Below are 25,765 nucleotides of genomic sequence, written 5' to 3' on the forward strand. Positions count from 1 at the left end.
CGTCATGACCGCCGAAACCTCGCGACCGCTGCTGTCGGTCGAGCGACTGTCCATCGACTTCGGGCCCCGGCGCGTGGTCAGCGAGCTGAGCTTCGCCCTGCACGCCGGCAAGACGCTGTGCATCGCCGGCGAATCCGGCAGCGGCAAGTCGCTGACCTCGCTGGCGATCATGGGCCTGCTGCCGAAGGCCGCCAGCGTGCCGGGCGGCGCGATCCTCTTCGAGGGTCGCGACCTGCTCGGCTGCTCCGACCGGCAGATGCAGGAACTGCGCGGCAAGGACATCGGCATGATCTTCCAGGAGCCGATGACCTCGCTGAACCCGCTGATGACGGTCGGCCGGCAGTTGCAGGAGACGGTGCGCCGGCACGAGGCGCTGAGCGGCCAGGAAACCCGCGCGCGGGCCCGGCAGATGCTCGACGCGGTGCGCGTGCCGCAGGTCGACAAGCGCCTCGCGCAGTACCCGCACGAGCTGTCCGGCGGCATGCGCCAGCGGGTGATGATCGCCATGGCGATGCTCTGCAAGCCGCGCGTGCTGATCGCCGACGAGCCGACCACCGCGCTCGACGTGACCATCCAGGCGCAGATCCTCGAGCTGATGCGCGAGTTGCAGGCGCAGTTCGGCACCACGCTGCTGATGATCACCCACGACATGGGCGTGGTCGCCGAGATGGCCGATGAAGTGGTGGTGATGAACCAGGGATTGATGGAGGAGCGCGCTGAGGTACGCAGCCTGTTCGCCGCACCGCAGGCCGCCTACACGCGCAAGCTGCTGGCGGCGGTGCCGGTGCTCGGCAGCGCCGGCCCGCCGGAGTCGCGCGAAGAACGTCCGGTGGTGCTCGAAGTGGACAACCTGCAGGTGCGCTTCCCGCTGCGAGGCGGCTGGTTCGAGCCGGCGCGCAACGTGCACGCGGTGGAGAACGTCAGCTTTCGCCTGCGTCAGGGCGAAACCCTGGGCATCGTCGGCGAGAGCGGCTGTGGCAAGTCCACCACCGGCAAGGCGTTGCTCAGCATGCTGCCCTTCGACGGCAGCGTGAAGCTGCTCGGCTGCGAGCTGAACGGCATCGGCGGCGAGGCGCTGCGCGAGGTGCGCCAGGACATCCAGATGATCTTCCAGGACCCCTACGCCTCGCTGAACCCGCGCAAGACGATCCTCGACCTGGTCGGCGAGCCGCTGTTGATCCACGGCAAGGGCGACCGTCAGCAACGCCAGGCGCGGGTCGCCGAACTGCTGGAACAGGTCGGCCTGCCGGCGGAGGCGATGCAGCGCTACCCGCACATGTTCTCCGGCGGCCAGCGCCAGCGCATCTGCATCGCCCGCGCCCTGGCGTTGAACCCGAAGGTGATCGTCGCCGACGAATCGGTCTCGGCCCTCGACGTGTCGGTGCAGGCCCAGGTGCTGGAACTGCTCGAACGCCTGCAGCGCGAGCACGACCTCAGCTACCTGTTCATCTCCCACGACATGGCGGTGGTGGAGCGCATCTGCCACCGGGTGGCGGTGATGTTCTGCGGGCAGATCGTCGAGATCGGCCGCCGCGATCAGGTGCTCGGCAACCCGCAGCACCCTTACACCCAGCGCCTGCTGTCGGCGGTGCCGATCCCGGACGTCGACCAGCGTCGCGACTTCAAGGCGCTGCTGCGGGAAATCCAGGTGCCCGATCCGATCAAGCCCAAGGGCTACGTCGCGCCGCCGCAGCAGTACCGGCAGCAGGACGTGGATCACCTGGTGGCGGTGGGCTGAAACCCTTCCAAGTCAGGATGAACGAGGCGGCGGTGAGCTGAAAGGCACCGCCGCCTTTTTCGTCATGGATTGCCGCGATTACATCGTATCGGGTACATTTGAAACTAATTCTCATCCGCACCTTAGGCGCATTGCGCCGGACATTACCGTGCTCTCGATGCCCCCGATGCCTGGCTCCTCGCCGCAGTCGCTCTATCTCAGCCATTCGCGCTGGCTTCACGGTTTTCTCCAGCGCCGTCTAGGCAATGCCTTCGATGCGGCCGACCTGGTGCAGGACACCTTCGTCCGCGTGATGCTGCGGCCGGGCACCTTCGAGAGCAGCAGCGGCGAGCGTTCCTACCTCGCCACCATCGCCCGCGGCCTGTGCATCGATCACTGGCGCCGCCGCCAGCTCGAAACGGCCTGGCTGGAAAGCCAGGCGGGCCGGCCTGAGCACCTGCAAGGCTCGCCCGAGCAACGCGCGCTGATCGTCGAAACCCTGCACGAGGTGGACGCCATGCTGCTGCGCCTGCCGGCCAGGGTGCGCCAGGCGTTCCTGCTGGCGCAGCTCGACGGCATGCCATACCGCCTGATCGCCGTGGAGCTGGGCGTGTCCGAGCGCATGGTGAAGAAGTACCTGGCTCAGGCCTTCCTGCACTGCGCGTTGCTGGAAGCCGAGCTGGACGGGCTGTTGATCGAATGACGGCCATGCACAGCCCCGACGGCAAACTCAGCCACGCCAGCCTGCAGCAGGCGGCGCAGTGGTACGTCGCGCTGCACGACGAGAACGGCGGCGCGCAGCTGCGCGAGCAGTGGCAGCGCTGGTTCGACCAGCACGCCGAGCATCGCGACGCCTGGCGTTACGTCGAGCGGGTCGGCCAGCGTTTCGCGCCGTTGCAGGGGGAGGGCGCGCGGGAGTCCAGCGGGGTGTTGCGGCGCGTCGGCGATCCTGCCCGCCTGAGCCGTCGCCAGGGGCTGAAGACGCTGATGATCCTCGCCGGCGGCTCGCTGCTCGGCTGGAGCGCCTGGCGCGGCACGCCGCTGCCGAGGCTGGTCACCGCCTGGGGCGCGGACTTCGCCACCGGTGTCGGCGAAACCCGCGAAACCCTGCTGGCCGACGGATCGCACCTCTGGCTCGGTGCGCTGAGCGCCATCGACGCCGACTTCAGCGCCGAGCGGCGCCTGCTGCGCATGCACTTCGGCGAAGTCCTGGTGGATACCGCGAAGGACCCGCGGCGTCCGTTCCTCGTCGACACCGAGCATGGCCGGCTGCGTGCGCTGGGTACGCGCTTCGCGGTGCGCCAGCTGGGCGAAACGACGCGGCTCAACGTCTACCAGGGCGCGGTGGAAGTGCACACCGCCGCCAGCGGCGCGACGAGCATCGTCGGTGCCGGGCAGCGGGTCGAATTCAGCGCGGCGGCGATCGGCGCCTCGGCCCCCGCGTTGAGTGCCGGCGAATCCTGGATTCGCCACGTGCTGACCGCAGAGGACATGCCGCTGGGGCAACTGGTGCAGGAGCTGTCGCGCTATCGCCACGGCCACTTGGGCTGCAACCCGGCCGTCGCCGGGTTACCGGTGATGGGTGCCTTCCCGCTCAACGATACCGACCAGGCGCTGCGTCTGATCGCGGCGGCGCTGCCGGTTCGGCTGGAGTGGATGACGCCCTGGTGGGGCAGCCTCGAGCCGGCGTGATCGGGTGTTTGCAGCGCAGGGCGCCGGCCCGCCGAAAATAAAACCGGCGCGTCGGTTCCCCTTTTCGAGGTTCGTTCGGTTTACAGGAAAACCTCGACAATCGAACGCTTCAGGGGACCCCATGCACTTGCCTGCTCATCTCGCCCGCCGCTTTGCCCTGCGGCCCATGGCGCTCGCCGTCGCGCTACCGGTTCTGGCCGGCGCACCGCTGCTTCTGGCCACCACCCAGGTTCACGCGCAAACCACCCAGGACGCCGCCGGCGAACGCCAGTACGCCATCGCCGCGGGCTCGCTGAGCGCCGCGCTCAACCAGTTCAGCAGTCAGGCCGGCATCTACCTGGTCGGGCACAACGACCTCACCGCCGGCAAGACCAGCCCCGGGCTGAATGGCCGCTACAGCGTGCCGGAGGCCCTGGCCCGTCTGCTGCAGAACAGTGGCCTCCAGGCGCTGCCGCAGGCCAGCGGCGGCTATGTGCTGCAGCCGATTGCGCCCAGCGGCGTGATTCAGCTGGCGCCGGCGACCGTGACCGGAGCCGGTATCGGTTCGGGTGACATGTCCGGGGACAGCGGCTACCGGGCGATCCTCAGCAACGCCGGCAGCAAGACCGGCACGCCGCTCGCGGAAACCCCGCGCTCGATCTCGGTGGTCACCCGCCAGCGCATGGAGGACCAGAAATCCCAGACCCTGACCGAGGTGCTCGGCTACGTGCCGGGCATCTTCGCGCCGCCGTTCGCCGCCGGTGACGGACTCGCCGGCGACCTGTTCTACATCCGCGGCTTCCTCGCCACCGACTTCGGCTACGGCCTGCTGCGCGACGGCCTGCGCGTGCAGGGCAACCGCTACGACACCACCAGCGAGCCCTACGGCCTGGAGCGCACCGAGGTCTTCCGCGGCCCGACCTCCATCCTCTACGGCGAAAACACGCCGGGCGGCGTGGTCAACCTGGTCAGCAAGAAACCGACCGCAACCCCGCAGGGCGAGGTTCAGCTCAGCTACGGCAGCAACAACCGCCGGCAGCTCGGCGTGGATGTCTCCGGCCCGCTGACCGACGAGGGCAACATCCTCGGCCGCATCGTGATGCTCGGTCGCAACGCCGACACCCAGGTCGACCAGGTGCAGGACGATCGCCTCTACATCGCGCCCTCGCTGACCCTGAACTTCGACGACAGCACCGCGCTGACCCTGCTGTCGAGCTACCAGCGCGACCGTACCAAGCTGGAGCTGGGCTATCCCGCGGCCGGCACGCTGCTGGACAACCCCAACGGCAAGATCGACAAGGACGCGTTCCTCGGCAACCCGAACTGGGACAATTTCGAGCGCGAGGCCTGGTCGCTGGGATACGAGTTCAGCCACCAGTTCAACGACACCTGGGCATTCCGGCAGAACTCTCGCTACATGCAGTCGCGCATCGACCGCCAGGAAACCTGGCCGGGCAACCTGAACAACGGCGGTTTCGGCACCACGCTCGTCAACACGGCCTACGACCGCTACAACAAGTCCATGGTCTACTCGCTGGACAACCAGTTCGAGGGGCATTTCAACGCCGGCGAGTTCGAGCACACCGTGCTGATGGGCGCGAGCTTCGATCGTACTTCGTTCAACCAGAACTGGGAGGCGGGCGCGGGCGGCAGCATCGACATCTTCAACCCGGTCTACAGCGGCAAGCCGGCGATGCAGGCGACGTTACAGGACGCATTGCTGGAACAGCAGATGTACGGCGTCTACGGCCAGCTGCAGAGCAAGTACGACAACTGGATATTCCTCCTCGGCGGCCGCCAGGACTACGTCAACAGCCAGTACCGCAACCGCCGGGGTCCCTTCAACGACCCGGCCGACTTCGACTACTGGGACCACGACTTCACCTGGCAGACCGGCCTGATGTACCAGTTCGACAATGGCCTCACGCCCTATGTCAGCTACTCCACCGCGTTCGTCCCCACCCAGCAGGTGTTCAGCAACGGCTCGCCGCTGGAACCGACCACCAGCCGCCAGTACGAAACGGGCGTGAAGTTCGAGCCCAGAGGCTGGAATACCTCGTTCACCGCCTCCGTCTACGACCTGGTGAAAGAGGACGACGTGATCGCCGACGCCACCACCGGCGGCTACCGCCAGGTCGGCGAAAGCCGCTCCAAGGGCGTGGAGCTGGAGATGAACAGCGACCTCAACGAGAACCTCAACCTGGTGGCGTCCTACTCCTACACCGATGCGCGCATCACCAAGGACAGCCCCGGCTCGCTGCTGGAGGACCACCAGATGACCGGCGTGCCGCGCAACCAGGCGTCGGTCTGGGCCACCTACCGCTTCCTCGATGGCGCGCTCAAGGGCTTCCACATCGGCGGCGGCGTGCGCCATTTCGACAGCACCTTCGCCTACACCGCGGCGTCGCTGTACGGCACGCTGGATACCGGCGACGTGACCCTGGTGGACGCGCTCGTGGGCTACCGCATCGACGAGCACTGGTCCGCCGAGGTCAACGCGAAGAACCTCTTCGACCAGGAATACGTGACCGGCTGCAACAACGCCGGGCGCTGCTACTGGGGCGAGGAGCGCACGCTGCTCGGCACGGTGTCGTTCAACTGGTGAGGGTGGCGTGGCTGGCGAACGATGCGGGGCTTAGCGGGCGAGGTACAGCCTTCCGCTCAGGCGACGTGCCAGGGTTGTGAAGTTGATCACCGGCGGTGTCTGGTTCTGCGCATGGCAGAGCAGGGTGATAGGCGCTGCCAGGCGCGGCTTGGCGCCGACGATCCGGCAATAGACGACACTGGCGCGCTGCAGGTCCTTCATCGAGGCGGGCACCACCGATACGCCTGCGCCAGCCGCCACCAGGCTGACATTGGTCAGCATGCGTTCGACCTCGAAGGCCACCTCCGGCTCGAAGCCGGCATTGCGGCAGGCCTTCAACAGGTTCGCGTACATTCCCGGCGCGCCGGGCCGGCGCACCAGAATGAAGGGTTCGTCCCTGAGTTCGGCAAGGCGCAGTTCGGGCATTCCGTCGGGCGCCTCGCGTCCCGCCAGCAGCGGATGGTCCACCGGCAGCACCAGCAGCAGTTCCTCGTTGAGCAGGCGGTGGAACTGCACCTCGTCGGGGCGGGCGACCGGCGCACGAAGGATGCCGACATCCAGGCTGCGCGCGCCCACTTCATCGGTGAGGCCGCGTGCATTGCCCTCGTGCAACACGATGCTGACGCGTGGGAACGCCTGCCGGTAGGCACGGATGATCCGCGGGATCAGCGGGTGCGCGGCGGCGGAACTGGTGAAGCCGATCGACAGGACGCCCTCCACGCCTTCGGCAACGCGGGCGGCGCGGCGGCTGGCATTGTCCACCTGAGCGAGGATCGCCCTGGCTTCCTCGAGGAATACCTGGCCGGCGGCGGTGAGGTCTACGCCCTTGGCGTGGCGCTTGAACAGATCGAAACCCAGCTCCAGTTCCAGCGCGCGTATTTGCTGGCTAAGCGGAGGCTGCTGCATGTGCAGGCGCGCCGCGGCGCGGGTGAAGTGGCGCTCTTCGGCGACCATCGTGAAGTAGCGCAAGTGCCGTAGTTCCATGCGGGGCTCGCCAATGAGGGGTGGTTTTCGGCCAGCGGACCGCGGCCTGGAAAAATGGCGCAGCGGGCGATGGTCGGCGGCGTAATTGGGTAGGATACGGCAGCCCGGGGCAAGTCTTCGGTCCGATAACAAGAACTCACGCTGCAGCGGACCCCACGCATGATCCTCAAGCTGGCACGCAATCCGACCCTGCAGATCGTCGTCGCGGTGAGCGCGGGTATTCTGCTGGGGCTCTGGCGCCCGGACCTGGCGATGGCCATGAAGCCGCTGGGCAGCGGCTTCCTCCAACTGGTGGGCTGGGTGATACCGCCGCTGATGTTCGTTCTGGTGACGTCCGGCGTGGCACGCCTGCGCTGTCGCCGACAGGCCCGGGGACTCGGCGCACGCACCCTGGTCTATTTCGAGGCACTCAAGGTGCTGGCATTGCTCTGCGGCCTGCTCGGGGCTCTGCTGCTGCGCCCCGGCGACGGCTTCTCCCCGCCCCCTGAATTTCCGGCGCACGCGTTGGCTGCCCAGGTTCACAGCGCGGTGCAGGGCACCGAACGCATGGTCGAGGCGGGAGCCGGCGTCTCGCCGTTGCACCTTTGGCAACTCCTCAGTCGCAGCCCGGTGTTGCAGGTGGCATTGCTGGCGTTGGTCTGCGGCTATCTGCTGAGCCGCCTGGGAGCCGTTGGTGAAGCTGTTCTCGCGGCCCTCGACCGGTTGCTGGCGCTGCTGTTCGCCTTGCTCAGGGTACTGCTGCGCTTCGCCCCACTGGCGGCCTTCAGCGCCATGGCCTTCACCATCGGCCGCTACGGGCCGGGCTCGACGGTTCACCTGCTGAAATTCATCGCGGTGATCTACCTCACCTGCCTGGCATTCGTTGGCATCGTGCTCGCCGCCGCCTCGCGGTTCGCAGGCGTCGGCCTGCTCCGGTTGATCGCGTACATCAAGGAAGAGCTGTTGCTGGTGGCGTCCACCGGGTCCTCGGTGATCGCTCTCCCGGGGCTGCTGCGCAAGCTGGAACGGCTGGGATGCGCACGGCAGTCGGCGCGGGTGGTGTTGACCACCGGCTACACCTTCAATCTGGCGGGGTCGAATATCTACCTGTCCTGTGCTGCGCTATTCCTCGCCCAGACCGGCAATGTCGAACTCGATGGCCTGCAACTGCTTGGCCTTCTGCTGGTGTGTCTGTTCACCTCGATGGGTTCCACCAGCATCGCCGGTTCCTCGTTCCTGACCCTGGCCGCGACACTGAGCGTTCTGCCGATGATTCCTGTGGAAAGCGCCGGCCTGTTGCTGGGCGTCGAGCGGCTGATGAAATGCCGTTCGCTGACCAACGTGCTGGGCAACTGCGTAGGCTGCCTGGCGATCGCACGCTGGCACGGCTCGTTGGACCAGACGATCTTGCAGCGAGCGTTGAATCCGGCTCGCGCGGTACCCGGGCGGGGCCCGCTGCGAAACACTTCGCGCGGCGCGGGCAGTGGGCATGCCGAAGAGCCGTCGAATGGCAGCGCGGCGGGCGAAGAGAGGCGCTGAGGGCCGTGCCGGTACAAGGTGGACGGCGCTGCGGCGAGAATGTCACCCGCTAGGTCAACAGGCGCAGCGGGCACCGCGCGTTTTCCGGGGCGGGGCAGGCCGGTCTGTCGCTGCGCCTGGGGCAGCGGCAAACCGTTCGTTGCCGGGCGTCAGTCGCCGGCCAGCTTGCTGAACGCCTCGTTCAGCGTCGCTTCGGCGTCGCTCAGGCGCTGGCGCCGCTCACGCATCCAGCCCTGATCCGTGCCTAGCGTCTTCTGCGCCTGCGCCAGCATGCGTTTGACTTCCGCCGGCTGCGGGCCGCCGATGCCCTGGCGGCTATCCACCATGGCACGCGGCGATAGCGTGGCGCGGAACGCGGCTTCGCTGAGGGGCAACTCGGTGGTCTTCCACTGGTATTTCTTCGCGGCCTGGGTGTAGAGCTTCTGCGCCTCTGCATAGGGGAAGGCTTTCGGGGTGATGCCATGGTCACGGGCATAGGTGACGATCAGCGAGGCGAAGCTGTGGCCGATGCGGAACGGCACGTCGTGCGTGCGCTCCAGGGTGTCGGCCAGCTCCATCGAGGTGGTCCATTCCGACTCGAGTTCTTCCAGGCTGCGCGCCGGGTCGACTTTCAGGGCATCGAGCACGGTGTTCATCCGGTCGATCATCTCGACGCTCTCGTCGAACAGGCCGGAGGAGTCATAGGCGAACTTGTAGTCGGTCATCCCGGTGGTGACGTTGTGCGCGCGCAGCGTCACCAGTTGCGACAGCCCGACCACGTCCGAGGCGGCCTCGCGGGTGCGCATCAGCAGCCCCGGATTGCGCTTCTGCGGCATCGCGCTGCTGGTGTAGGTGGAAGCCTCGTCGAGCAGCAGCCACGGGCGGATCTGGTGATACTGGGTGTGGATGTCGCCGATCATCGCGCCGATGCGAATCGCCGTGGAGGCGACGAGGGCGGACGCTTCGAGGGGAATGTCGTACGGGGAAACCTGGCTGGCATCCAGCGAGTTCTCGCGCACGCCATCGAAGCCTAGCAACGTGGCCAGGCGCGTGCGGTTGAGCGGGTAGGCGGAGTTGGCGAGCACGGCGGTGCCCATCGGGCTGAGATTGAGCCGTGCGTAGAGTTCGTGGAGGCGCTGCGCGTCGCGCTCGAACGAAGCGTCGTAGGCGAGCAGATAGTGCGCGTAGCTGATCGGCATCGCCTGTACGCCGTTGGTGTAGGCCGGCACCAGCGTGTCGATGTTCTCGGCGGCCAGCTTGAGCAGGCGCTGGCGCAATGCATCGAGCGCATCGCCGTAATCGAGCACCTGACGCCGCAGGCTGGCCAGGCGATAGGTCGCGTACATGTCCTGGCGGCTGCGCCCGGAGTGGATCAGCGAGGCTTCCGGGCCGATCCTGTCGGTCATGATGCGCTCGATCTGCAATACGTCGGTGGGCCGCTTGCCATCCGGCCGCTCACCCTGGTCGATGGTGTAGCGCACGCTGCCGGCGATCTTGCGGCCTTCGTCGGCCGAGACGATGCCTTCCTCGGTGAGCATGACGATGGAGGCTTTGTTGATCCGGTTGATCCAGTCGAACTGACCGTCGTCGCTTTTTTTCTTGCCCGCCGCGGGCTTCTCGACCGTGGCGCCGATCTTCTTCGCCTGCGCGGCGCACTCGGCGGTGGTCTTGCAGTTCATCTCGCCGGTGTTGGCGGCATAGGCGCCCGGGCCACCGGCCAGGGCCAAGAGAATGGCGAGGTGCAGCAGGGATTTTCTGGTGTGCATGAGCGTTTCCTGGGCCGGTGCGGGCCGGCGGTTGTGGGCGGGGCGAGGTGTCAAAGCAGCGGAATCGTGTAGCTGACGATCAGGCGGTTCTGGTCAATGTCCTGATCGCCGCCGCTGCGATAGGTACCGTTGCGCCAACGCACGGCGAGGTTCTTCAGCGCGCCGCTCTGGAAGCTGTACTGGATGTCGGTATCACGCTCCCATTCACGGGTCGCACCGTTGGCCAGCTCGAAGTTGTCGCCGCGCAGATAACGGGTCATGAAGCTCAGGCCGGGAATACCGAGGCCGGCGAAGTCGTAGTCGTAGCGCACCTGCCAGGAGCGTTCGTCCGGGTTGGCGAAATCCGGCGAGAGCATCACGTAGTTGACCAGGAATGGGTCGGTACCCTGCAGGTAGGGAAAGCCGGTCCCGCCGGACATTTTCTGGTAGGCCGCGCCCAGGGCGTGGAAGCCGAAGCTGTAGGTGAACTTGGCGCCGAAGGCGTTGTTGTCGACATTGGTCGCGCCATCGTCGGTGGAGCGCGCGTAGCGGATATCGCTCTTCAGTGCCTGTTTTTTGCCGAAGGGCAGGTCGTGGCTGAGATTGAATATGTGCTGTTTGTAGTTGGCATCCAGATGGGCATAGCTGTAGCCGGTGGTCAGCGCCTTGCTCCACTTGTAGCTGGCGCTGAAGAAATCGAACGTGTCGGTGTCTTGGCGACCGGTCAACCCTGAGCCCGAAGCGGCGAGCTTGTCGCCGCCGCTGCTGTTGCGCAGGTTGTTTTCCGTGAGGCGCCCGAGATTGAGGGTGAGGTCGTCGATGTCCTTCGAGGTCAGCTGGGTGCCCTGGAAGGTTTGCGGCAGCAGGCGCGAATTGTTCGGTTGCACCGTCGGCAGGCGCGGAATCAGCGTACCGAAGCGCAGCGTGCTGTTGGCGACACGGGCCTTGGCGGTGGCGCCAACCCGGCTGTAGTCATCGGGTGCCCCGTCGTCGCCTACCGGCAACAACCCGGAGTTCTGCCGATCCTGCCCCGAGTCCAGCTTGACGCCGAGAAGACCGAGGGCATCGACGCCGAAGCCGACCGTGCCCTGGGTGAAGCCGGATTGGTAACGCAGCAGGAACCCTTGAGCCCACTCTTCACGTTTCGACTGGTTGGCATCTTCCTGGCGGTAATCACCATTGAAGTAGAAGTTGCGCAGTTCCAGCTCGGCTTTGCTGTCTTCCAGAAATTCCGCGCTGGCGATGGAGGGGAGGGTGAATCCAATACCGATACCGACCGAAGCCAGACCCAGGTGCAGAGTTTTAATCGACATGTTCATGTCCTGTGCTTGTTGTTCTTGTTGTGGCGACGGCACCTGCGAAAAGCCGCCGGGTGACATCCAGGACGATGCTAGGACCTTTATTTTGATACTTAAAATATATATAAAGTCTGCATTCGATACGTTTTGAGTTTTGAAGGCTGCTGGTTGGTGGCCATCCGGGGTTGAGCGAAAGCGTGTTGGCTCGGCAGGAAGTCCACAGGGCCCGCCGGATGCGGTGATAATGCGGCGACTGTTATCCGCTCACCCAAGGAGCCCCGGTGGCCGCGCCGTTCGAAATCAAACCGCTCAACCCCGAAACCTATCGCCGGCAAACGCGCCGCGCGACGCTGATCATCGCCGTGCTCTTCCTCGCGCTGGCGATGCTGTTCTCGCAGATCCTGGTGCTGGCGTTCGGTGAAAGCGGCGGCGACAACTTCCGCTGGAACGTCGCCGGCGTGGTCATCGGGCTGGGGGTGAGCGTGGCGCTGGTGCGCCTGCGCTTCTGGTCGCAGGCCTGGCTGGCGCCGAGCCTCTACGGCTGGCAGCTCAAGCGCAGCCTGATGAGCATCACCAATCTCATGCACCGGCTCGAGGCGGGCGTGGCCGCCGGCGACCCCGTGGCGATGAAGCTGCTGCGCTTCTATCACCTGGGGCTGATGCAGATGCACGAACTGGACGGCAATAGCAGCGACCAGGGCCAGGCTCGGGCCGAGATCGAACGGCACCGGCAGCGCATGGAGGAGGTCGGCGTGGATACCGAACAGACGCGCCTCGACCCCGCCTGGCTGGAGTCGGTGAAGCGGGGCTTCGCCGCCTGAGCGCCGCCCGGCTGAAATATCGCGGCAACAAAGCTGCTCTAGGGTATGGCCCCTGAACTTCCAGGTGCCCCTTCATGAACAGTGCTGCCCGCCGTACCCGCAAGACCCTCGACCTCGTCGCCTACCACAACGAGCGCGCCGCGCTGGCGGTGATGAAAATGGCCGAACGGATGGAATGCCAGGTCCTGCGCGGGGAGTTGCTCGAGGTCATCCACAGCCTGAACCAGGACGCCGCGGACCTGCGCCAGGTTCGCCAGGCGCTGGACGTGGACGAGCGCAGGCGCGCCTGATTACCGCCCGTCGCGCCGACACGGCCGCGCCGCAGCGAGGCCATCCGTGGAAAGATCGCGTTACACACGCCTCGTGGCCGCGCAGCGCCCCGCGGCAACGGCTGCGCCAGCGTCCGGGCGCGCGTGCAAGGGCCGGCCGGCGGCGTTTTGTTTCATCCAGGCGGGAGCGGGCAGGGCATCCACACAGCGAAATACGCGTCCCGCCCTTCCGATATCGACTGGGGGCCGGCACAATTCGCGTCCTTTTTTTGGCTGGGCGCGCCGGAGCCTCGAAATGATCAAGACGCCGTACTACCTCATCGACAAGCAGAAGCTGCTGGTCAACATGCAGAAGATCGCCTACGTGCGCGAGCAGTCCGGCGCCAAGGCCCTGCTGGCGCTCAAGTGCTTCGCCACCTGGCCGGTGTTCGACCTGATGCAGCAGTACATGGACGGCACCACGTCGTCCTCGCTGTACGAGCTCAAGCTCGGCCGGCAGAAGTTCGCCGGCGAGACCCACGCCTACAGCGTGGCCTGGGCCGACGACGAGATCGGCGAAATGCTGGAGAACTGCGACAAGATCATCTTCAACTCCATCGGCCAGTTGCAGCGCTTCGCAGACGCCACCGAAGGCAAGGTGCGCGGCCTGCGCGTCAACCCGCAGGTGAGCAGCTCGGACTACCTGCTGGCCGACCCGGCGCGTCCGTTCAGCCGTCTGGGCGAATGGGACCCGGCGAAGATCGAAGCGGTGATCGAGCGAATCTCCGGCTTCATGTTCCACAACAACTGCGAGAACGGCGATTTCGGCCTGTTCGACAAGATGCTCACGCACATCGAGGAGCGCTTCGGCCACCTGCTGCACAAGGTCAAGTGGGTCAGCCTCGGCGGCGGCATCCATTTCACCGGCGAGGGTTACGCGCTGGACGCCTTCTGCGCGCGCCTCAAGGCCTTCTCCGAGAACTACGGCGTGCAGGTCTACCTGGAGCCGGGCGAAGCCGCGATCACGCAGAGCGCCTCGCTGGAAGTGACCGTGCTCGACACCCTCTACAACGGCAAGAACCTGGCGGTGGTGGACAGCTCCATCGAAGCGCACATGCTCGATCTGCTGATCTACCGCCTCAACGCCAAGCTGGCGCCCAGCGCGGGCGAGCACAGCTGGATGGTGTGCGGCAAATCCTGCCTGGCCGGCGATATCTTCGGCGAGTACGCGTTCGACAAGCCGCTGCAGATCGGCGATCGCCTGTCGTTCGTCGACGCGGCCGGTTACACCATGGTCAAGAAGAACTGGTTCAACGGCCTGAAGATGCCCGCCATCGTGGTCAGGCAGCTCGACGGCAGCGTCGAGGTGGTCCGCGAGTTCGGCTTCGACGACTACCTGTCCAGCCTCGGCTGACGGCGTCGGCAAACGGGCGTCGCCGACGTCCCGCGGCGCTCCGGTCGGATGAAAAAAAGCCTGCCTCGCGAGACGACGAGCAGGCCTGCAATAACCGTCTCAAAACCGCAGTACCAGGAGGTGAAACAATTGAAGAAGAACGTTCTTATCATTGGCGCAGGAGGTGTCGCCAAGGTGGTGGCCCACAAGTGCGCGCAGCACAACGACGAACTCGGTCGTATTGCCATCGCGTCGCGGAACATCTCCAAATGCCAGGCCATCATCGACAGCGTCAAAGCCAAGGGCAACCTCAAGCAGCCCGCCGATATCAAGGCTTTCGCGCTTGACGCACTGGATATCGAAGCGACTAGGGCGCTGATCCGCGAGACCGAATCGCAGATCGTGATCAACGTCGGTTCCGCCTTCCTCAACATGTCGGTGCTGCGTGCCTGCATCGATACCGGCGCCGCCTACCTGGACACCGCCATTCACGAGGAACCGGGCAAGGTCTGCGAAACGCCGCCCTGGTACGGCAACTACGAGTGGAAGCACCTCGAGGAATGCCGGCAGAAGAACGTCACCGCCATCCTCGGCGTGGGCTTCGATCCGGGCGTGGTGAATGCCTACGCGGCCCTGGCGCAACAGCGGTATTTCGATCGCATCGATTCGATCGACATCCTCGACGTCAACGCCGGCTCCCATGGCAAGTACTTCGCCACCAATTTCGACCCGGAAATCAATTTCCGCGAATTCACCGGACAGGTGTGGAGCTGGCAGAACGCCCAGTGGACCAGCAACCGCATGTTCGAAGTCAAACGCACGGACGACCTGCCGGTCGTGGGTTCGCAGAACCTCTACCTGACCGGCCATGACGAGGTGCACTCGCTGTCGAAGAACCTCGACGTGCCCAACGTGCGTTTCTGGATGAGTTTCGGCGAGCACTACATCAACGTGTTCACCGTGCTGAACAGTCTCGGGCTGCTCTCCGAGCAACCGGTGCGGACCGCCGAAGGTCTGGAAGTGGTGCCGCTCAAGGTGGTCAAGGCCGTGCTGCCCGACCCCGCCTCGCTGGCGCCGGGCTACACCGGCAAGACCTGCATCGGCGACCTGGTCAAGGGCAGCAAGGACGGCCAGCCGCGCGAAGTCTTCATCTACAACGTGGCCGACCACGAGGAGGCCTTCGCCGAGACCGACAGCCAGGGCATTTCCTATACCGCCGGCGTGCCGCCGGTGGCGGCTGCCCTGCTGGTCGCCCGTGGCGAGTGGGACGTGCAGCGCATGGTCAACGTCGAGGAACTGCCGGCCGAGCCGTTCCTCCGTGCGCTGGACGTGATGGGCCTGCCCACCCGCGTGCGCGACGAGGCCGGCGACCGCCCCTGGGCCTGAGCCGTCAGCCGCCTGAAAAAGACGCCCGGAAGGGCGTTTTTTTGGTCCGCTTTCAGCGTGCCTTGCCGGATGAGCGGCCGGTAAACCTATCATGGGGCGGAGCGGCCGGGCGTTGGCGGATTCCGCCCATGCACAGCGCCCGAAAACGGCGGTGTGCTGGCCGGATCTGGCTGCGTGGCGCTGCGCTCAAGCAGCAGGCGGCTTTCGAGAGAAGAGAAAGGCGATGAGTGAAGTCACCCCCGGCAGAACGAAGGAGCCAGAGCGCGTCGAGCCGGTCAGCCTGCTTCAGGCTGTGCTGTTCTGGCTCAGGATCGGGTTCATCAGCTTCGGCGGGCCCGCCGGGCAGATTTCCATCCTGCACCAGGAGCTGGTCGAGCGGCGGCGCTGGATATCCGAGCGTCGTTTCCTCCACGCCCTGAACTACTGCATGCTCCTTCCAGGTCCCGAGGCGCAGCAGTTGGCGACGTACATCGGCTGGTTGCTCCATCGGACGTGGGGAGGCGTGATCGCCGGGGTACTGTTCGTACTGCCCTCGCTGTTCATCCTGATCGCCCTGTCCTGGGTGTACATCGCCCTGGGCGACGTCCCGCTGGTGGCGGGGATCTTCTATGGCATCAAGCCGGCGGTGACGGCCATCGTCGTACAGGCGGCCCATCGCATCGGTTCCAGGGCGCTGCAGAAAAAGGCGTTGTGGGCGATCGCCGCGGCTTCCTTCGTCGCCATCTTCGCGCTCAACCTGCCGTTCCCGTTGATCGTGCTGGGCGCGGCGATGCTCGGCTTCATAGGCGGCACAATGGCCCCCGACACGTTCCAGGTTCGCGGCGGACATGCCGGAGCCAGGAACACCTTCGGCCCGGCGTTGATCGACGATGACACCCCGACCCCCGAGCACGCGCGTTTCAGGTGGTCGCGCCTCGCGGTGTTGCTGGTGACGGGTGCGGCGCTCTGGGTGCTGCCGATGGGATTGCTGGTCCTCGCCTTCGGCTGGAACGGCACGCTGACCCAGATGGGCTGGTTCTTCACCAAGGCTGCGCTGCTCACCTTCGGCGGCGCCTACGCCGTGTTGCCCTACGTATACCAGGGCGCAATCGGCCACTACGGCTGGCTGACGCCCACGCAGATGATCGACGGCCTGGCGCTTGGCGAAAGTACGCCTGGCCCCCTGATCATGGTGGTGGCGTTCGTCGCTTTCGTGGGGGCTTACGTGCAGCAGATCTTCGGTCCGGATCAGGCCTTTCTCGCCGGTGCCCTGGCCGCGACCCTGGTCACCTGGTTCACCTTCCTGCCGTCGTTCCTGTTCATCCTTGTGGGCGGGCCTCTCGTGGAGTCGACCCACAATGAGCTGAAGTTCACCGCACCACTGACCGCCATCACCGCCGCCGTCGTGGGCGTGATCCTCAACCTTGCCTTGTTCTTCGGCTACCACGTCCTCTGGCCCCGGGGTTTCGGCGGCGAATTCGACTGGCCGTCGGCATTGATCGCGCTGGGCGCCGCGGTTGCCCTGTTCCGCTACAAGCGCAGCGTCATTCAGGTCTTGATCGGATGTGCCCTGGCCGGGCTGGCGGTATGGCTCTCCGTCCCGAGCCATTGAGCTGGTTGTACGAGAAGGACTCGCCTCGCGGGGGCAAGGTCGAGCGCATTCGCGAGGGCGGCCATGCGCTCGGCCCTGGCGTATCAGATCTGCGAGAGGCCGCCGTCGACCATCAGCTCGACCCCGTTGACGTAGCGGGCATCGTTCGAGGCCAGGAACAAGGCCGAGGTGGCGATCTCGTCGGGGCTGGCCATGTAGCCCAGCGGCACGATGGCGGAGACATGTTCGGTGAGTGCCTGGATCTGGGTTTCGTCCATCTTCAGGCCGTTGTCCATCAGCGGGGTGCGGGTGAAACCGGGGCTCAGCACGTTGCTGCGGATCTTCCGGCCCTTGAGTTCGTTGGCCCAGGTTCGGGCAAAGGAACGCACGGCCGCCTTGGAGGCGTTGTACAGGCTCAGGCCTTCCATGCCGTTGCTGGAGCAGATGGACGCCGTCAGCACGATGGCCGCGCCGTCCTTGAGCAGCGGCAGCAGGGTCTGCACGGTGAAGAAAACGCCTTTCACGTTGATATCGAACATCGTGTAGTAACTGGCTTCGCTGGTCTCGCCGACGGGGTTCTTTTCGCAGATTCCGGCATTGGCGAACACCATGTCGAGCTGGCCATCGCGCTGCTGCACCAGGGTCTTGAGCGCATCGAGGTCGGCTTGCCGGCTGACGTCGGACACCACCGCAACCGCCCGTTCGCCGAGCGTGGCCACGGCATTGTCGAGCGAGGCGGCCGAGCGCCCGGTGAGGTAAACGCGTTTGGCGCCTTCGGCGAGCAGCGCCTGGGCGATGGCAAAGCCGATGCCGGTCGAGCCGCCGGTGACCACGGCGACCTGGTTGAAGAATCTGCCAGACATGGGGTGAGCTCCTTACAAGTGTGGGGTAATTACAGGGATTCGGCGCTGCCCGAGCGGGGCGCCGAGGCGTAGAGCGCGAGCAGTGCGGACAGGCCCAGGCACAGGGCGATGCCCAGCAGTGCGGCGATGAAACCGTGGGCCAGCGTGGCCGGGCTATGTGCCGGTGCGGCGACGGCGTAGAACAGCCCGCCGAGCACCGCTACACCGAGGGCAGCGCTGATTTGCAACGCCGAGTTGACCAGCCCGGAAACCATTCCCGAGCCGCCGGCCGGGGCGCGATCGATCACGCTGCGGATCAGCGTCGGCAAGGCCCAGCCCTGACCGAAACCCAGCAGCCCGACGCCCAGGATCAGCGGCACCAGGGCCGGTCGTTCACCTGCCGCGGCGGCATCCACCGCCAGGCTCAGCACAAGGCAGCCCAGCGCCTCCAGCAGCATGCCCAGGGCCGGCACCCAGCGGCCGAACCAGCGGATGGCGGCAGGGGTGGTCAGCGGGCCGATCACATAGCCAACACCGAACGGCACGAACATCAGACCGGTGACCACCGGTGAAGCGCCGAGGGCGTCCTGCAGGTACACCGAAAAGGTCAGGAAGAACCCGGAGACCACGTAGAAGAACAGCACGCCGACCAGCCCCGCCAGCAGGCGCGGCGACCGCGCCAGCTGGGGACTGAGCAGCGGTGTGCCGCCGCGCCGCTGAAGGGCCACTTCATGGCGCCAGAAGCCCACGGCTACCAGCGGCGCGCCCAGCAGCATCAGGCACAGCCACCACGGCCAGCCCAGCTCGCGGCCCTGTACCAGCGGCACCACCAGCAGCCCCAGCGTCAGCGCGCAGAGCAGTACGCCGAGGCGATCCAGCGACGCCGGCGTGGGGCTGCGGGTGTCGGGCAAAAAGGGGATGCCGGCGAGGAAAACCAGGGCCACGATGGGCAGGTTGATCAGGAAGATCACCCGCCACTGCAGCCCGAATACATCGGCCGCGATCAGCACGCCGCCCAAGGCCTGGGCAACCACGGCGGCAATGCCCAGCGCCGCGCCATAGACCGCCAACGCCCGCGAGCGCTCGTGCTCGGGAAACAGCGCATGGATGGACGCCAACCCCTGCGGCGCCATGGCCGCGGCGCTCAGCCCCTGCAACACCCGTCCAGCGATCAGCACCGACGGCGAGGCCGCCAATCCACAGATCAGCGAAGCCAAGCCGAAGCCGGCCATGCCTGCCAGAAACACCCGGCGCCGGCCAAACAGATCGCCCAGGCGCCCTCCGGTGATCAGGAACACCGCGTAAGTGGCCGCGTAGGCCGAGATCACCCACTCGATCTGCGCCGGGGTCGCTCCAAGGTCCTGGCGAATGGACGGCAGCGCCACATTGACGATGAAGAAATCCAGCGGCGGCAGGAATGCGCCGGCCAGCAGCACGGCGAAGGCCAGCCAGCGGCGAGGCGCCGTGGCAACGGCAGCGGCTGGAGCTGAGGTAGAAAGCGTCATGGCAAGGTCTCCAGAAAACGGCACTTGCCCGGCAGGTTCGAAGAGGTCCCTGGCCTGGCCAGCGCGCCGCTACGTACACTGTCGAGCGGCGTGAGAGTGGCCTGGCGACGCGGCCAGGCCGAACGTGGCCGAAGTTTGAAAGCCGGGAGGCGCTGGCGGGACTGCCATCGCTGCACATTGCGCGTTCATTTTTGTAAGGGGTGGCGGGGTGGATTGGGACGACTTGCGGTTTTTCCTGGCGATAGCCCGCGCCGGCTCCCTGGGCGCTGCGGCCAGGCAACTGGGCGTCAGCCACCCCACCGTGGGCAGGCGTTTGCAGGCACTGGAGCAGGCCAGCGGCCAGGCCTTCTTCCGGCGCACCGGCGAAGGCCTCGTCCCTACGGCGATCGGCGAGGGCATCCTGAGCCTTGCCGAGGAAATGGAAAGCAGCGCCCTGGCCATCGCCCGGCGCATCGATGGCAGCGACGAGCAGCCCGAAGGCATCCTGCGCATCTCTTCGGCCGACTGGTTCGCCGGCTACGTGCTGGCCCCGGTGTTGGGCGAGCTGGTGCGCCGCTATCCCGCCGTGGTGCCGGAGGTGATTGCCGGGATGCGCCTGTCGGACCTCACCCGCCGCGAAGCGGACATCGCCTTTCGCATCGTGCCGTTCGATCAGCCGGACATCGTGCAACGCCGGCTGATGAGCATGCCCTACGGCCTGTACGGCAGTGCCGCCGTGCCCTTCGAGCCCGGTGCGGAAGGTGCGGGCTGCAAGCTGATCCTGATGAACACCGCGCAGGCGTACTACCCCGATGTGCTGTGGCTACAGCGCATGCTGCCCGCCGCGCGCACGGTGTTCACCAGCAGCAGCCGTACCGTGCAGGCGCGGATGTGCGCGCAGGGGCTGGGAATCGCGGTGCTGCCGCGCCTGCTGGGCGACCAGCTGCCGGGCCTGACGCGCATCGACCTCGGCGAAGCGCCGCCTCCGCGGGATATCTGGATGGGCTACCACCAGGACATGCGGCGCCTGGACCGTCTGCGCGCGCTCGTGGAACTGGCCAACGACATGCTCGGCAGTCACTGAGCAGCCGCCCGCCAGGGCGCGCAGGTGCATCGCCTGCGCCGCCTGGGCTCAGGTTCCCCGGAACACCCGCTGCAGTCCCCCCAGCGTCAACTCCACCAGGCGCTCGTCGCCGACCGCATCCGGCACCTGGATCACGCCGTGGATCATCAGCGAGGCCAGGCCGTGGATGTAGGACCAGCTGGCCAGCGCGGCGGCGCGCACTTCCGAGGCGTCCCGAGGCAAAGCGAGTTCGTCGGCGATGATCCGTTCCAGTCGGCCGAAGGCTTCGTCCCGTGCTTCGGCGAGTGCAGGCAGGGTTTCGCCGCTGACGAATTCCGCGCCGAACATCAACTGGTAGATCGCCGGGTTGCCGCGGGCGAAGCGGAAATAGGCCAGGCACACCTGCAGCAGTGGCCCACCGTCCTCCCTGTCGTCCGCGAGCACCTGGCTGAGTTCGCGAAAGCCCTGGGCGGCGAGGTGGGCGAGCAGTTCGCCGCGGCTGGCGAAGTGGTGATAGGCGGCGGTGGGGCTGACGCCGACGCGTTCGGATACGGCGCGCAGCGACAGTTTTCCCGGGCCTTCTTCATCCAGCAGCCGGCGGGCCGCGTCGAGCAGTTGCGGGGCGAGGTTGCCGACGTGGTAGGTGTCGCGCTTGCGCGGCGAGGCTTTCTTCGGGGCGGTCTGCATGGGCGGTCGCTGAGCACGGGAGGAGGCGGAATCCTAACATGCGGAAGAATCTTGACAGTGATAAGTTATGCTCCGTAATCTCGCTCCATTCGCGGCCTGTAGCGGTATCCGAGAGATCCATGCAGAGAACGCGTAGCGCGCCCACGGCGCAATCCGCCGCCGCACCGGCGGCTCCAACAACAAGAAGAAGGCACAGACATGAGCGACCTGCAACTCCAGCCGGCTGCGGCAACTTCCCTGCAACGCTGGCACGCGATGGTGGCCGAAGCCGACCTGAGCGCGCTGCCTGAGCTGCTGGCACCGAGCGTGGTGTTCCGCTCGCCGATGGCGCACAGCGCCTATCCGGGTGCGCCGGTCGTGGCGACGATCCTCAACACGGTGATCAAGGTCTTCGAGAACTTCACCTATCACCGCCAGCTGGCGAGCGCCGACGGGCTGAACGTGGTGCTGGAGTTCAGCGCCCAGGTGGGTGGCAAGGAGCTCAAGGGCATCGACATGATCCGCTTCGACGAGAGCGGCAAGATCGTCGATTTCGAGGTGATGGTCCGGCCAATGAGCGCGTTGCAGGCGCTGGGCGCGGAGATGGGCGCACGGCTCGCGCCCTACCTGGCGGCGCACAAGGCGAAGAGCGCCGGCTGATCAGGTGCGGTGAAAGGGCGCGCTCGACCTGGGGGCGGCGGTTCGCGCGGCGCTTCGGGTTTCTAGCCGGCAATGCCGATCCGCTGCGCCCATTCGCTCGGGCTTGCCCCGACCTTGCGACGGAACGCCCGGGCCAGCGCGGACGGGCTTTCGTAACCCACTTCGTCGGCGATCAGGGCGATCGGGCGCCCTTCGCGCAGACGTTTCTGCGCCAGGCTGACGCGCCAGCCGGCGAGGTAGTTCGCCGGCGTGCTGCCCACCACCTTGTGGAAACGTGCCGCGAAGCTGGCGCGCGACATGCTCGCGGCGCTGGCCAGCTCGGCGACCGACCAGGGCCGGGCAGGCTGGTCGTGCATCAGCGTCATCGCCCGCGCCAGGCGCAGGTCGGCGAGCCCGGCCATCATCCCGGTGGAGATCGCGCCATCGTTCATCAGTTGCCGGAACAGCTGGATCAGCATCAGCTCGATGAGTCGGTTGAGGATCGCGTCGCGTCCGCAATCCTCGCCGAACGCCTCGCGGAACAGCCAGTCCAGGCTGCCGCTCAGCGTCGGCAGCTCGTCCAGCGGCAGCACGATATGGCTGGGCAGCGCCTGCGACAGCGGGTTGTCGACGCCACCGTCGAAGTTCAGCGTCGCGCAGACCAGCTCCGCATGGTCGGCCTCGCCCGCCACCAGCTGGTGCGCCTGCGGCCGCGCCAGCAACACCAGGCTGGGCCTGTCGATGACGGTGGGCGGGCCGTTGCCCTCGCGAAAGCTGATTCTCCCCGAACGCAGCAGGTGGACGTAGCCGCGTTGCTCCTTGCCGGTGAAACCGCTGATACCGCAGAAGCCACCCAGGTGGAACGCCGAGGCGTGCAGGCTGAAGTGCTCCATGAGGGCGGAGAGTCGATCCATGTCTGATTTTCTCGTTTAGACGATCAGTCGCATAACTTCGACGATTTGAATCCAAAAGGAAAGGTCTGCTGCCTACCATCGGTTCCAAGGGTTGTCGATCGGCGACCCGCCACCGACTGGAGAATCATCATGACCCGCATCGCCGCACTGCCCCTCGAACAAGCTCCCGCCGCTTCCCGCGCACAACTGGAAGCCCTGCAGAAGAGCCTCGGTTTCCTCCCCAACGCGTTCAAGACCCTGGCCCATTCGCCTGCGGCCCTGGGCGGCTATCTGGCATTGGCCGGCGCCATGGCGAAGAGCTCCCTCAGCGCCGCGGAGCGCGAAACCGTCGCCCTGGCCACATCGCAGGTCAACGGCTGCGAGTACTGCCTGGCCGCGCACACGCTGTTCGCCGGCAAGGCCGGGCTCGACGCCGAGGCCATCGGCGAAGCGCGGCAGGGCCGCCTGAGCGCGCTGGCGCTGTTCGCCCGGCAGGTGACCGAGAGTCGTGGCCAGGTCAGCGATGCGCAACTCGCCGCGGCACGCGCCGGTGGACTGAGCGATGCGAAGCTCGTGGAGCTGATCGCCCAGGTCACCTTGCTCACGCTGACCAACTACCTCAACAACGTCGCCGCCACCGACGTCGACTTTCCGCCCGTGAGCCTGTGAGCACGGCAGACAGAGGAGCAAGCGCAATGAAGCCGGTAACCCTCTACACCACGAGTCACTGCCCCTACTGCGTCAACGCCAAGTCGTTGCTGGCGCGCAAGGGCATCACCCCGAACGAGATCGACGTGGCGTCCTCGCCGCAGGCCCTGGCACAGATGATGGAGCGCACCCGGCGCCGGACGGTGCCGCAGATCTACATCGGCGAGCTGCACGTCGGCGGTTTCGACGACCTGGCCGCGCTGGAGCGCCGCGGCGAGCTGGACGGGCTGCTGCAAGGCTAGTGTGAACGACCGGCGCGGCGCCGGGGCGCTTCAGGCGTCGCGCAGCAGGTCGTTGGCGTCGAGCAGGCGATAGGCGATCTCGGGGCGTTTTTCCAGCGCCCGGCGGATCGCCGAAGGGATCGACTGGCGGGTTTTGCGGCAGAGGCCGGGCAGGGGATCGATCTGGATCTGCAGGCCGCGCATGCTGCGGACTTCGTTGAAGCCGGGGCCGATCTCCAGGCGGATGCCGAGTTGCTCGTACATGCGCCGCTGCATGTGTTCGAGGTCGGGAAGGTCGGCGAGATTCTCCAGGCGTTCGAGCAGGCGCTTTTCCTCGCTGCGGGTTAGACCGAGGATGCGCAGGTCGGCGCCCGGGGTTTCATGCAGCCGTTCGCGCTCGCAGTTGCAGGCGCCGGGCGGGCAGGGTTGGCGGGTCAGCGGAGGCGTCATGGGCTCCGATCATAGCCATCCGCAGTGGCGCTTGCCCACTGCTGAGCGACGGGTGCGCGGGGCCGAACGGTGGCGATTCGTTCGCACGGCGGCGTCAGCGGCACTTACGAAAAAAGGCGATCCGTCAGGATCGCCTTTTTCGTTGCCTCTTCGGCGTTTCGATCAGCCCAGCGCGCGGCGCGGGGGCTGGCGCAACGGCGCACCGTCGGCCTTGTAGTAGCGCGTTTCGCTGCGCGGCAGGGGTGTGACGCCGCGAATCCGGTCGGCGATCTTCTCGGCGATCATGATGGTGGTGGCGTTGAGGTTGCCGGTGATGATCTGCGGCATGATCGAGGCGTCCACCACGCGCAGGCCCTGCACCCCGTGCACCCGGCCTTGGCCGTCCACCACCGCCATCGCGTCGCTGCCCATCTTGCAGGTGCAGGAGGGGTGGTAGGCGGTTTCCGCGTGTTCACGGACGAAGGCGTCCAGCTGTTCGTCGCTCTGCACCTCGACGCCGGGGCTGATCTCGCGGCCGCGGTACGGGTCGAGCGCCGGCTGCGCCATGATCTCGCGGGTGATGCGGATGGCGTCGCGGAACTCCTGCCAGTCCTGCTCGCTGGACATGTAGTTGAAGAGGATGCTCGGGTGCTCGTGCGGGTCCCTGGACTTCACTTGCACGCGGCCGCGGCTGGGCGAGCGCATCGAGCCGACGTGGGCCTGGAAGCCGTGCTCTTCCACCGCGTTGCTGCCGTTGTAATTGATCGCCACCGGCAGGAAGTGGTACTGGATGTTCGGCCACTCGAACTCCTCGCGGCTGCGGATGAAGCCGCCGGCCTCGAACTGGTTGCTGGCGCCGATGCCGCTGCCGGCGAACAGCCACTGCGCGCCGATCGCCGGCTGGTTGTACCACTTGAGGGCCGGATACAGCGAAACCGGCAGGGTGCAGCTGTATTGCAGGTACATCTCCAGATGGTCCTGGAGGTTCTCGCCGACGCCCGGCAATGCGTGCACCAGCTCGATGCCAAGGCGTTGCAGCAGGTCGGCCGGGCCGACGCCGGAGCGCTGGAGGATCTGCGGCGAGGCGATGGCGCCGCCGCACAGCAGCACTTCGCGATTCGCTCGCACGCTGACCGCTTCCTTCAGGTGGCCCCTCTGGTAGCTAACGCCCACGGCGCGCGTGCCCTCGAAGAGGATGCGGTCGGTCATCGCGTGGGTGACGATGGTCAGGTTGGGGCGCGATTTGGCCTGGTCGAGGTAGCCGCGTGCGGTGCTGGCGCGGCGGCCGTTCGGCGTGACGGTGCGGTCCATCGGGCCGAAGCCTTCCTGCTGATAGCCGTTGAGGTCGTCGGTGCGCGGGTAACCGGCTTCCACGCCGGCCTGGATCATCGCCTCGAACAGCGGGTTGTTGCCCGCTTTCGGCGTGGTCACGCTGACCGGGCCGTCGCCGCCGTGGAAGTCGTTGGCGCCGGTGTCGCGGCTCTCCGCCTTGCGGAAATACGGCAGGCAGTCCTGGTAGGTCCAGTCTTCCAGGCCCGGTTCCTTCGCCCAGTTGTCGAAGTCCATCGCGTTGCCGCGGATGTAGCACATGCCGTTGATCAGCGACGACCCGCCCAGCCCCTTGCCACGGCCGCACTCCATGCGGCGGTTGTTCATGTGCGGCTCGGGATCGGTCAGGTAGGCCCAGTTGTAGCGGCGGCCCTGCAAGGGGAAGGCGAGGGCGGCGGGCATCTGCGTGCGGAAGTCCATCCGGTAGTCGGGACCGCCGGCTTCCAGCAGCAGCACGCTGACGTCGCGGTCTTCGCTCAGGCGCGCGGCGAGGACGTTACCGGCCGAGCCGGCGCCGATAATGATGTAGTCGTACTGCATGAAACCTCCTTTCGCATTGTTCGGGTCGGTTGGCCCC

Annotated in this window: 23 protein-coding genes; 14 read left to right on the forward strand and 9 right to left on the reverse strand. The window is 66.5% G+C overall.

Annotation, left to right across the window (positions count from 1 at the left end; all coding sequences use genetic code 11):
- Nucleotides 1-4 precede the first annotated feature (4 nt).
- From BLV15_RS20275 to BLV15_RS20290, 4 genes are all read left to right on the forward strand, one after another.
- Entirely contained in the window at nt 5-1,738 is a 1,734-nt protein-coding gene (locus BLV15_RS20275; protein WP_090231537.1) for an ABC transporter ATP-binding protein, read from the forward strand.
- A gap of 157 nt (nt 1,739-1,895) precedes the next feature.
- Nucleotides 1,896-2,420, forward strand: coding sequence for a sigma-70 family RNA polymerase sigma factor (locus BLV15_RS20280; RefSeq protein ID WP_090231647.1), 525 nt, complete (start codon nt 1,896-1,898; stop codon nt 2,418-2,420).
- A 5-nt stretch (nt 2,421-2,425) separates the two neighbouring features.
- A complete protein-coding gene (locus tag BLV15_RS20285) occupies nt 2,426-3,409 on the forward strand; it encodes a FecR domain-containing protein (RefSeq protein ID WP_090231538.1) in 984 nt (327 codons plus the stop codon).
- Nucleotides 3,410-3,530: 121 nt separating this feature from the next.
- The gene (locus BLV15_RS20290; protein WP_090231539.1) at nt 3,531-5,993 is read left to right on the forward strand and encodes a TonB-dependent siderophore receptor; all 2,463 of its coding nucleotides are present in this window, start codon (nt 3,531-3,533) and stop codon (nt 5,991-5,993) included.
- A 30-nt stretch (nt 5,994-6,023) separates the two neighbouring features.
- Here BLV15_RS20290 and BLV15_RS20295 read toward each other — a convergent pair whose 3' ends face one another.
- A complete protein-coding gene (locus BLV15_RS20295) occupies nt 6,024-6,956 on the reverse strand; it encodes a LysR substrate-binding domain-containing protein (RefSeq protein WP_090231540.1) in 933 nt (310 codons plus the stop codon).
- A gap of 159 nt (nt 6,957-7,115) precedes the next feature.
- On the opposite strand from BLV15_RS20295, the gene BLV15_RS20300 reads away from it, so the two are divergent.
- Entirely contained in the window at nt 7,116-8,474 is a 1,359-nt protein-coding gene (locus BLV15_RS20300) for a cation:dicarboxylate symporter family transporter (RefSeq protein WP_090231541.1), read from the forward strand.
- Nucleotides 8,475-8,623: 149 nt separating this feature from the next.
- Here BLV15_RS20300 and BLV15_RS20305 read toward each other — a convergent pair whose 3' ends face one another.
- Together BLV15_RS20305 and BLV15_RS20310 are read right to left on the reverse strand one after the other, a co-directional pair.
- Complete coding sequence (locus BLV15_RS20305; RefSeq protein WP_090231542.1) at nt 8,624-10,219, reverse strand: argininosuccinate lyase; 1,596 nt, start codon at nt 10,217-10,219, stop codon at nt 8,624-8,626.
- Between the two features lie 50 nt (nt 10,220-10,269).
- Nucleotides 10,270-11,511 carry an OprD family porin gene (locus BLV15_RS20310; RefSeq protein WP_090231543.1) on the reverse strand — a complete coding sequence of 414 codons (1,242 nt, stop codon included), beginning with the start codon at nt 11,509-11,511 and terminating at the stop codon, nt 10,270-10,272.
- Nucleotides 11,512-11,777: 266 nt separating this feature from the next.
- Here BLV15_RS20310 and BLV15_RS20315 point away from each other — a divergent pair, with 266 nt between their 5' ends.
- The 5 genes from BLV15_RS20315 to chrA all read left to right on the forward strand — a co-directional run bounded on the left by BLV15_RS20315 (nt 11,778) and on the right by chrA (nt 16,935).
- Nucleotides 11,778-12,317 (forward strand): DUF3087 domain-containing protein, encoded by a 540-nt coding sequence (locus BLV15_RS20315; RefSeq protein ID WP_090231544.1) that lies wholly within the window; start codon nt 11,778-11,780, stop codon nt 12,315-12,317.
- Nucleotides 12,318-12,391: 74 nt separating this feature from the next.
- Nucleotides 12,392-12,607: a hypothetical protein gene (locus BLV15_RS20320; protein ID WP_090231545.1), complete on the forward strand. Its 216-nt coding sequence runs from the start codon at nt 12,392-12,394 to the stop codon at nt 12,605-12,607.
- A 274-nt stretch (nt 12,608-12,881) separates the two neighbouring features.
- Entirely contained in the window at nt 12,882-13,979 is a 1,098-nt protein-coding gene (locus BLV15_RS20325; protein ID WP_090231546.1) for a carboxynorspermidine decarboxylase, read from the forward strand.
- 129 nt (nt 13,980-14,108) lie between these two features.
- Nucleotides 14,109-15,344 (forward strand): saccharopine dehydrogenase family protein, encoded by a 1,236-nt coding sequence (locus BLV15_RS20330; protein ID WP_090231547.1) that lies wholly within the window; start codon nt 14,109-14,111, stop codon nt 15,342-15,344.
- Nucleotides 15,345-15,567: 223 nt separating this feature from the next.
- Entirely contained in the window at nt 15,568-16,935 is a 1,368-nt protein-coding gene (gene chrA / locus BLV15_RS20335; RefSeq protein WP_090231548.1) for a chromate efflux transporter, read from the forward strand.
- A gap of 83 nt (nt 16,936-17,018) precedes the next feature.
- Here chrA and BLV15_RS20340 read toward each other — a convergent pair whose 3' ends face one another.
- Both BLV15_RS20340 and BLV15_RS20345 read right to left on the reverse strand, forming a co-directional pair.
- A complete protein-coding gene (locus BLV15_RS20340) occupies nt 17,019-17,777 on the reverse strand; it encodes an SDR family oxidoreductase (protein WP_090231549.1) in 759 nt (252 codons plus the stop codon).
- 29 nt (nt 17,778-17,806) lie between these two features.
- On the reverse strand, nt 17,807-19,261 hold the full coding sequence (locus tag BLV15_RS20345) for an MFS transporter (RefSeq protein WP_090231550.1): 1,455 nt from the start codon (nt 19,259-19,261) through the stop codon (nt 17,807-17,809).
- A 208-nt stretch (nt 19,262-19,469) separates the two neighbouring features.
- Between BLV15_RS20345 and BLV15_RS20350 the strand changes: the two genes are divergently transcribed.
- Nucleotides 19,470-20,324: a LysR family transcriptional regulator gene (locus tag BLV15_RS20350; RefSeq protein WP_090231551.1), complete on the forward strand. Its 855-nt coding sequence runs from the start codon at nt 19,470-19,472 to the stop codon at nt 20,322-20,324.
- A gap of 48 nt (nt 20,325-20,372) precedes the next feature.
- Here the strand turns inward: BLV15_RS20350 and BLV15_RS20355 are convergent, their stop codons facing one another.
- Complete coding sequence (locus BLV15_RS20355) at nt 20,373-20,990, reverse strand: TetR/AcrR family transcriptional regulator (RefSeq protein WP_090231552.1); 618 nt, start codon at nt 20,988-20,990, stop codon at nt 20,373-20,375.
- Nucleotides 20,991-21,188: 198 nt separating this feature from the next.
- On the opposite strand from BLV15_RS20355, the gene BLV15_RS20360 reads away from it, so the two are divergent.
- A complete protein-coding gene (locus BLV15_RS20360; protein ID WP_090231553.1) occupies nt 21,189-21,629 on the forward strand; it encodes a nuclear transport factor 2 family protein in 441 nt (146 codons plus the stop codon).
- Nucleotides 21,630-21,691: 62 nt separating this feature from the next.
- On the opposite strand, the gene BLV15_RS20365 is transcribed toward BLV15_RS20360, so the two are convergent.
- Complete coding sequence (locus tag BLV15_RS20365; RefSeq protein ID WP_090231554.1) at nt 21,692-22,522, reverse strand: AraC family transcriptional regulator; 831 nt, start codon at nt 22,520-22,522, stop codon at nt 21,692-21,694.
- Nucleotides 22,523-22,651: 129 nt separating this feature from the next.
- Here BLV15_RS20365 and BLV15_RS20370 point away from each other — a divergent pair, with 129 nt between their 5' ends.
- Together BLV15_RS20370 and grxC are read left to right on the forward strand one after the other, a co-directional pair.
- Nucleotides 22,652-23,170: a carboxymuconolactone decarboxylase family protein gene (locus tag BLV15_RS20370; RefSeq protein WP_090231555.1), complete on the forward strand. Its 519-nt coding sequence runs from the start codon at nt 22,652-22,654 to the stop codon at nt 23,168-23,170.
- 26 nt (nt 23,171-23,196) lie between these two features.
- Nucleotides 23,197-23,451: a glutaredoxin 3 gene (gene grxC, locus BLV15_RS20375; RefSeq protein ID WP_090231556.1), complete on the forward strand. Its 255-nt coding sequence runs from the start codon at nt 23,197-23,199 to the stop codon at nt 23,449-23,451.
- Between the two features lie 30 nt (nt 23,452-23,481).
- On the opposite strand, the gene BLV15_RS20380 is transcribed toward grxC, so the two are convergent.
- Nucleotides 23,482-23,880 carry a hypothetical protein gene (locus tag BLV15_RS20380; protein ID WP_090231557.1) on the reverse strand — a complete coding sequence of 133 codons (399 nt, stop codon included), beginning with the start codon at nt 23,878-23,880 and terminating at the stop codon, nt 23,482-23,484.
- A gap of 162 nt (nt 23,881-24,042) precedes the next feature.
- A complete protein-coding gene (betA, locus tag BLV15_RS20385) occupies nt 24,043-25,728 on the reverse strand; it encodes a choline dehydrogenase (RefSeq protein WP_090231558.1) in 1,686 nt (561 codons plus the stop codon).
- Nucleotides 25,729-25,765: the final 37 nt, after the last annotated feature.

The organism is Pseudomonas kuykendallii (genome assembly GCF_900106975.1).
In the GTDB taxonomy this organism is placed as follows: Bacteria; Pseudomonadota; Gammaproteobacteria; order Pseudomonadales; family Pseudomonadaceae; genus Pseudomonas_O; species Pseudomonas_O kuykendallii.

Excerpts from the sequence above, each read along its gene's own strand:
- BLV15_RS20275 (WP_090231537.1), top strand. The coding sequence starts at position 5 with ATGACCGCCGAAACCTCGCGACCGCTGCTGTCGGTCGAGCGACTGTCC.
- BLV15_RS20280 (WP_090231647.1), top strand. The coding sequence starts at position 1,896 with ATGCCCCCGATGCCTGGCTCCTCGCCGCAGTCGCTCTATCTCAGCCAT.
- BLV15_RS20285 (WP_090231538.1), top strand. The coding sequence starts at position 2,426 with ATGCACAGCCCCGACGGCAAACTCAGCCACGCCAGCCTGCAGCAGGCG.
- BLV15_RS20290 (WP_090231539.1), top strand. The coding sequence starts at position 3,531 with ATGCACTTGCCTGCTCATCTCGCCCGCCGCTTTGCCCTGCGGCCCATG.
- BLV15_RS20295 (WP_090231540.1), bottom strand. The coding sequence starts at position 6,956 with ATGGAACTACGGCACTTGCGCTACTTCACGATGGTCGCCGAAGAGCGC.
- BLV15_RS20300 (WP_090231541.1), top strand. The coding sequence starts at position 7,116 with ATGATCCTCAAGCTGGCACGCAATCCGACCCTGCAGATCGTCGTCGCG.
- BLV15_RS20305 (WP_090231542.1), bottom strand. The coding sequence starts at position 10,219 with ATGCACACCAGAAAATCCCTGCTGCACCTCGCCATTCTCTTGGCCCTG.
- BLV15_RS20310 (WP_090231543.1), bottom strand. The coding sequence starts at position 11,511 with ATGTCGATTAAAACTCTGCACCTGGGTCTGGCTTCGGTCGGTATCGGT.
- BLV15_RS20320 (WP_090231545.1), top strand. The coding sequence starts at position 12,392 with ATGAACAGTGCTGCCCGCCGTACCCGCAAGACCCTCGACCTCGTCGCC.
- BLV15_RS20325 (WP_090231546.1), top strand. The coding sequence starts at position 12,882 with ATGATCAAGACGCCGTACTACCTCATCGACAAGCAGAAGCTGCTGGTC.
- chrA (WP_090231548.1), top strand. The coding sequence starts at position 15,568 with ATGAGTGAAGTCACCCCCGGCAGAACGAAGGAGCCAGAGCGCGTCGAG.
- BLV15_RS20340 (WP_090231549.1), bottom strand. The coding sequence starts at position 17,777 with ATGTCTGGCAGATTCTTCAACCAGGTCGCCGTGGTCACCGGCGGCTCG.
- BLV15_RS20345 (WP_090231550.1), bottom strand. The coding sequence starts at position 19,261 with ATGACGCTTTCTACCTCAGCTCCAGCCGCTGCCGTTGCCACGGCGCCT.
- BLV15_RS20355 (WP_090231552.1), bottom strand. The coding sequence starts at position 20,990 with ATGCAGACCGCCCCGAAGAAAGCCTCGCCGCGCAAGCGCGACACCTAC.
- BLV15_RS20360 (WP_090231553.1), top strand. The coding sequence starts at position 21,189 with ATGAGCGACCTGCAACTCCAGCCGGCTGCGGCAACTTCCCTGCAACGC.
- BLV15_RS20365 (WP_090231554.1), bottom strand. The coding sequence starts at position 22,522 with ATGGATCGACTCTCCGCCCTCATGGAGCACTTCAGCCTGCACGCCTCG.
- BLV15_RS20370 (WP_090231555.1), top strand. The coding sequence starts at position 22,652 with ATGACCCGCATCGCCGCACTGCCCCTCGAACAAGCTCCCGCCGCTTCC.
- grxC (WP_090231556.1), top strand. The coding sequence starts at position 23,197 with ATGAAGCCGGTAACCCTCTACACCACGAGTCACTGCCCCTACTGCGTC.
- BLV15_RS20380 (WP_090231557.1), bottom strand. The coding sequence starts at position 23,880 with ATGACGCCTCCGCTGACCCGCCAACCCTGCCCGCCCGGCGCCTGCAAC.
- betA (WP_090231558.1), bottom strand. The coding sequence starts at position 25,728 with ATGCAGTACGACTACATCATTATCGGCGCCGGCTCGGCCGGTAACGTC.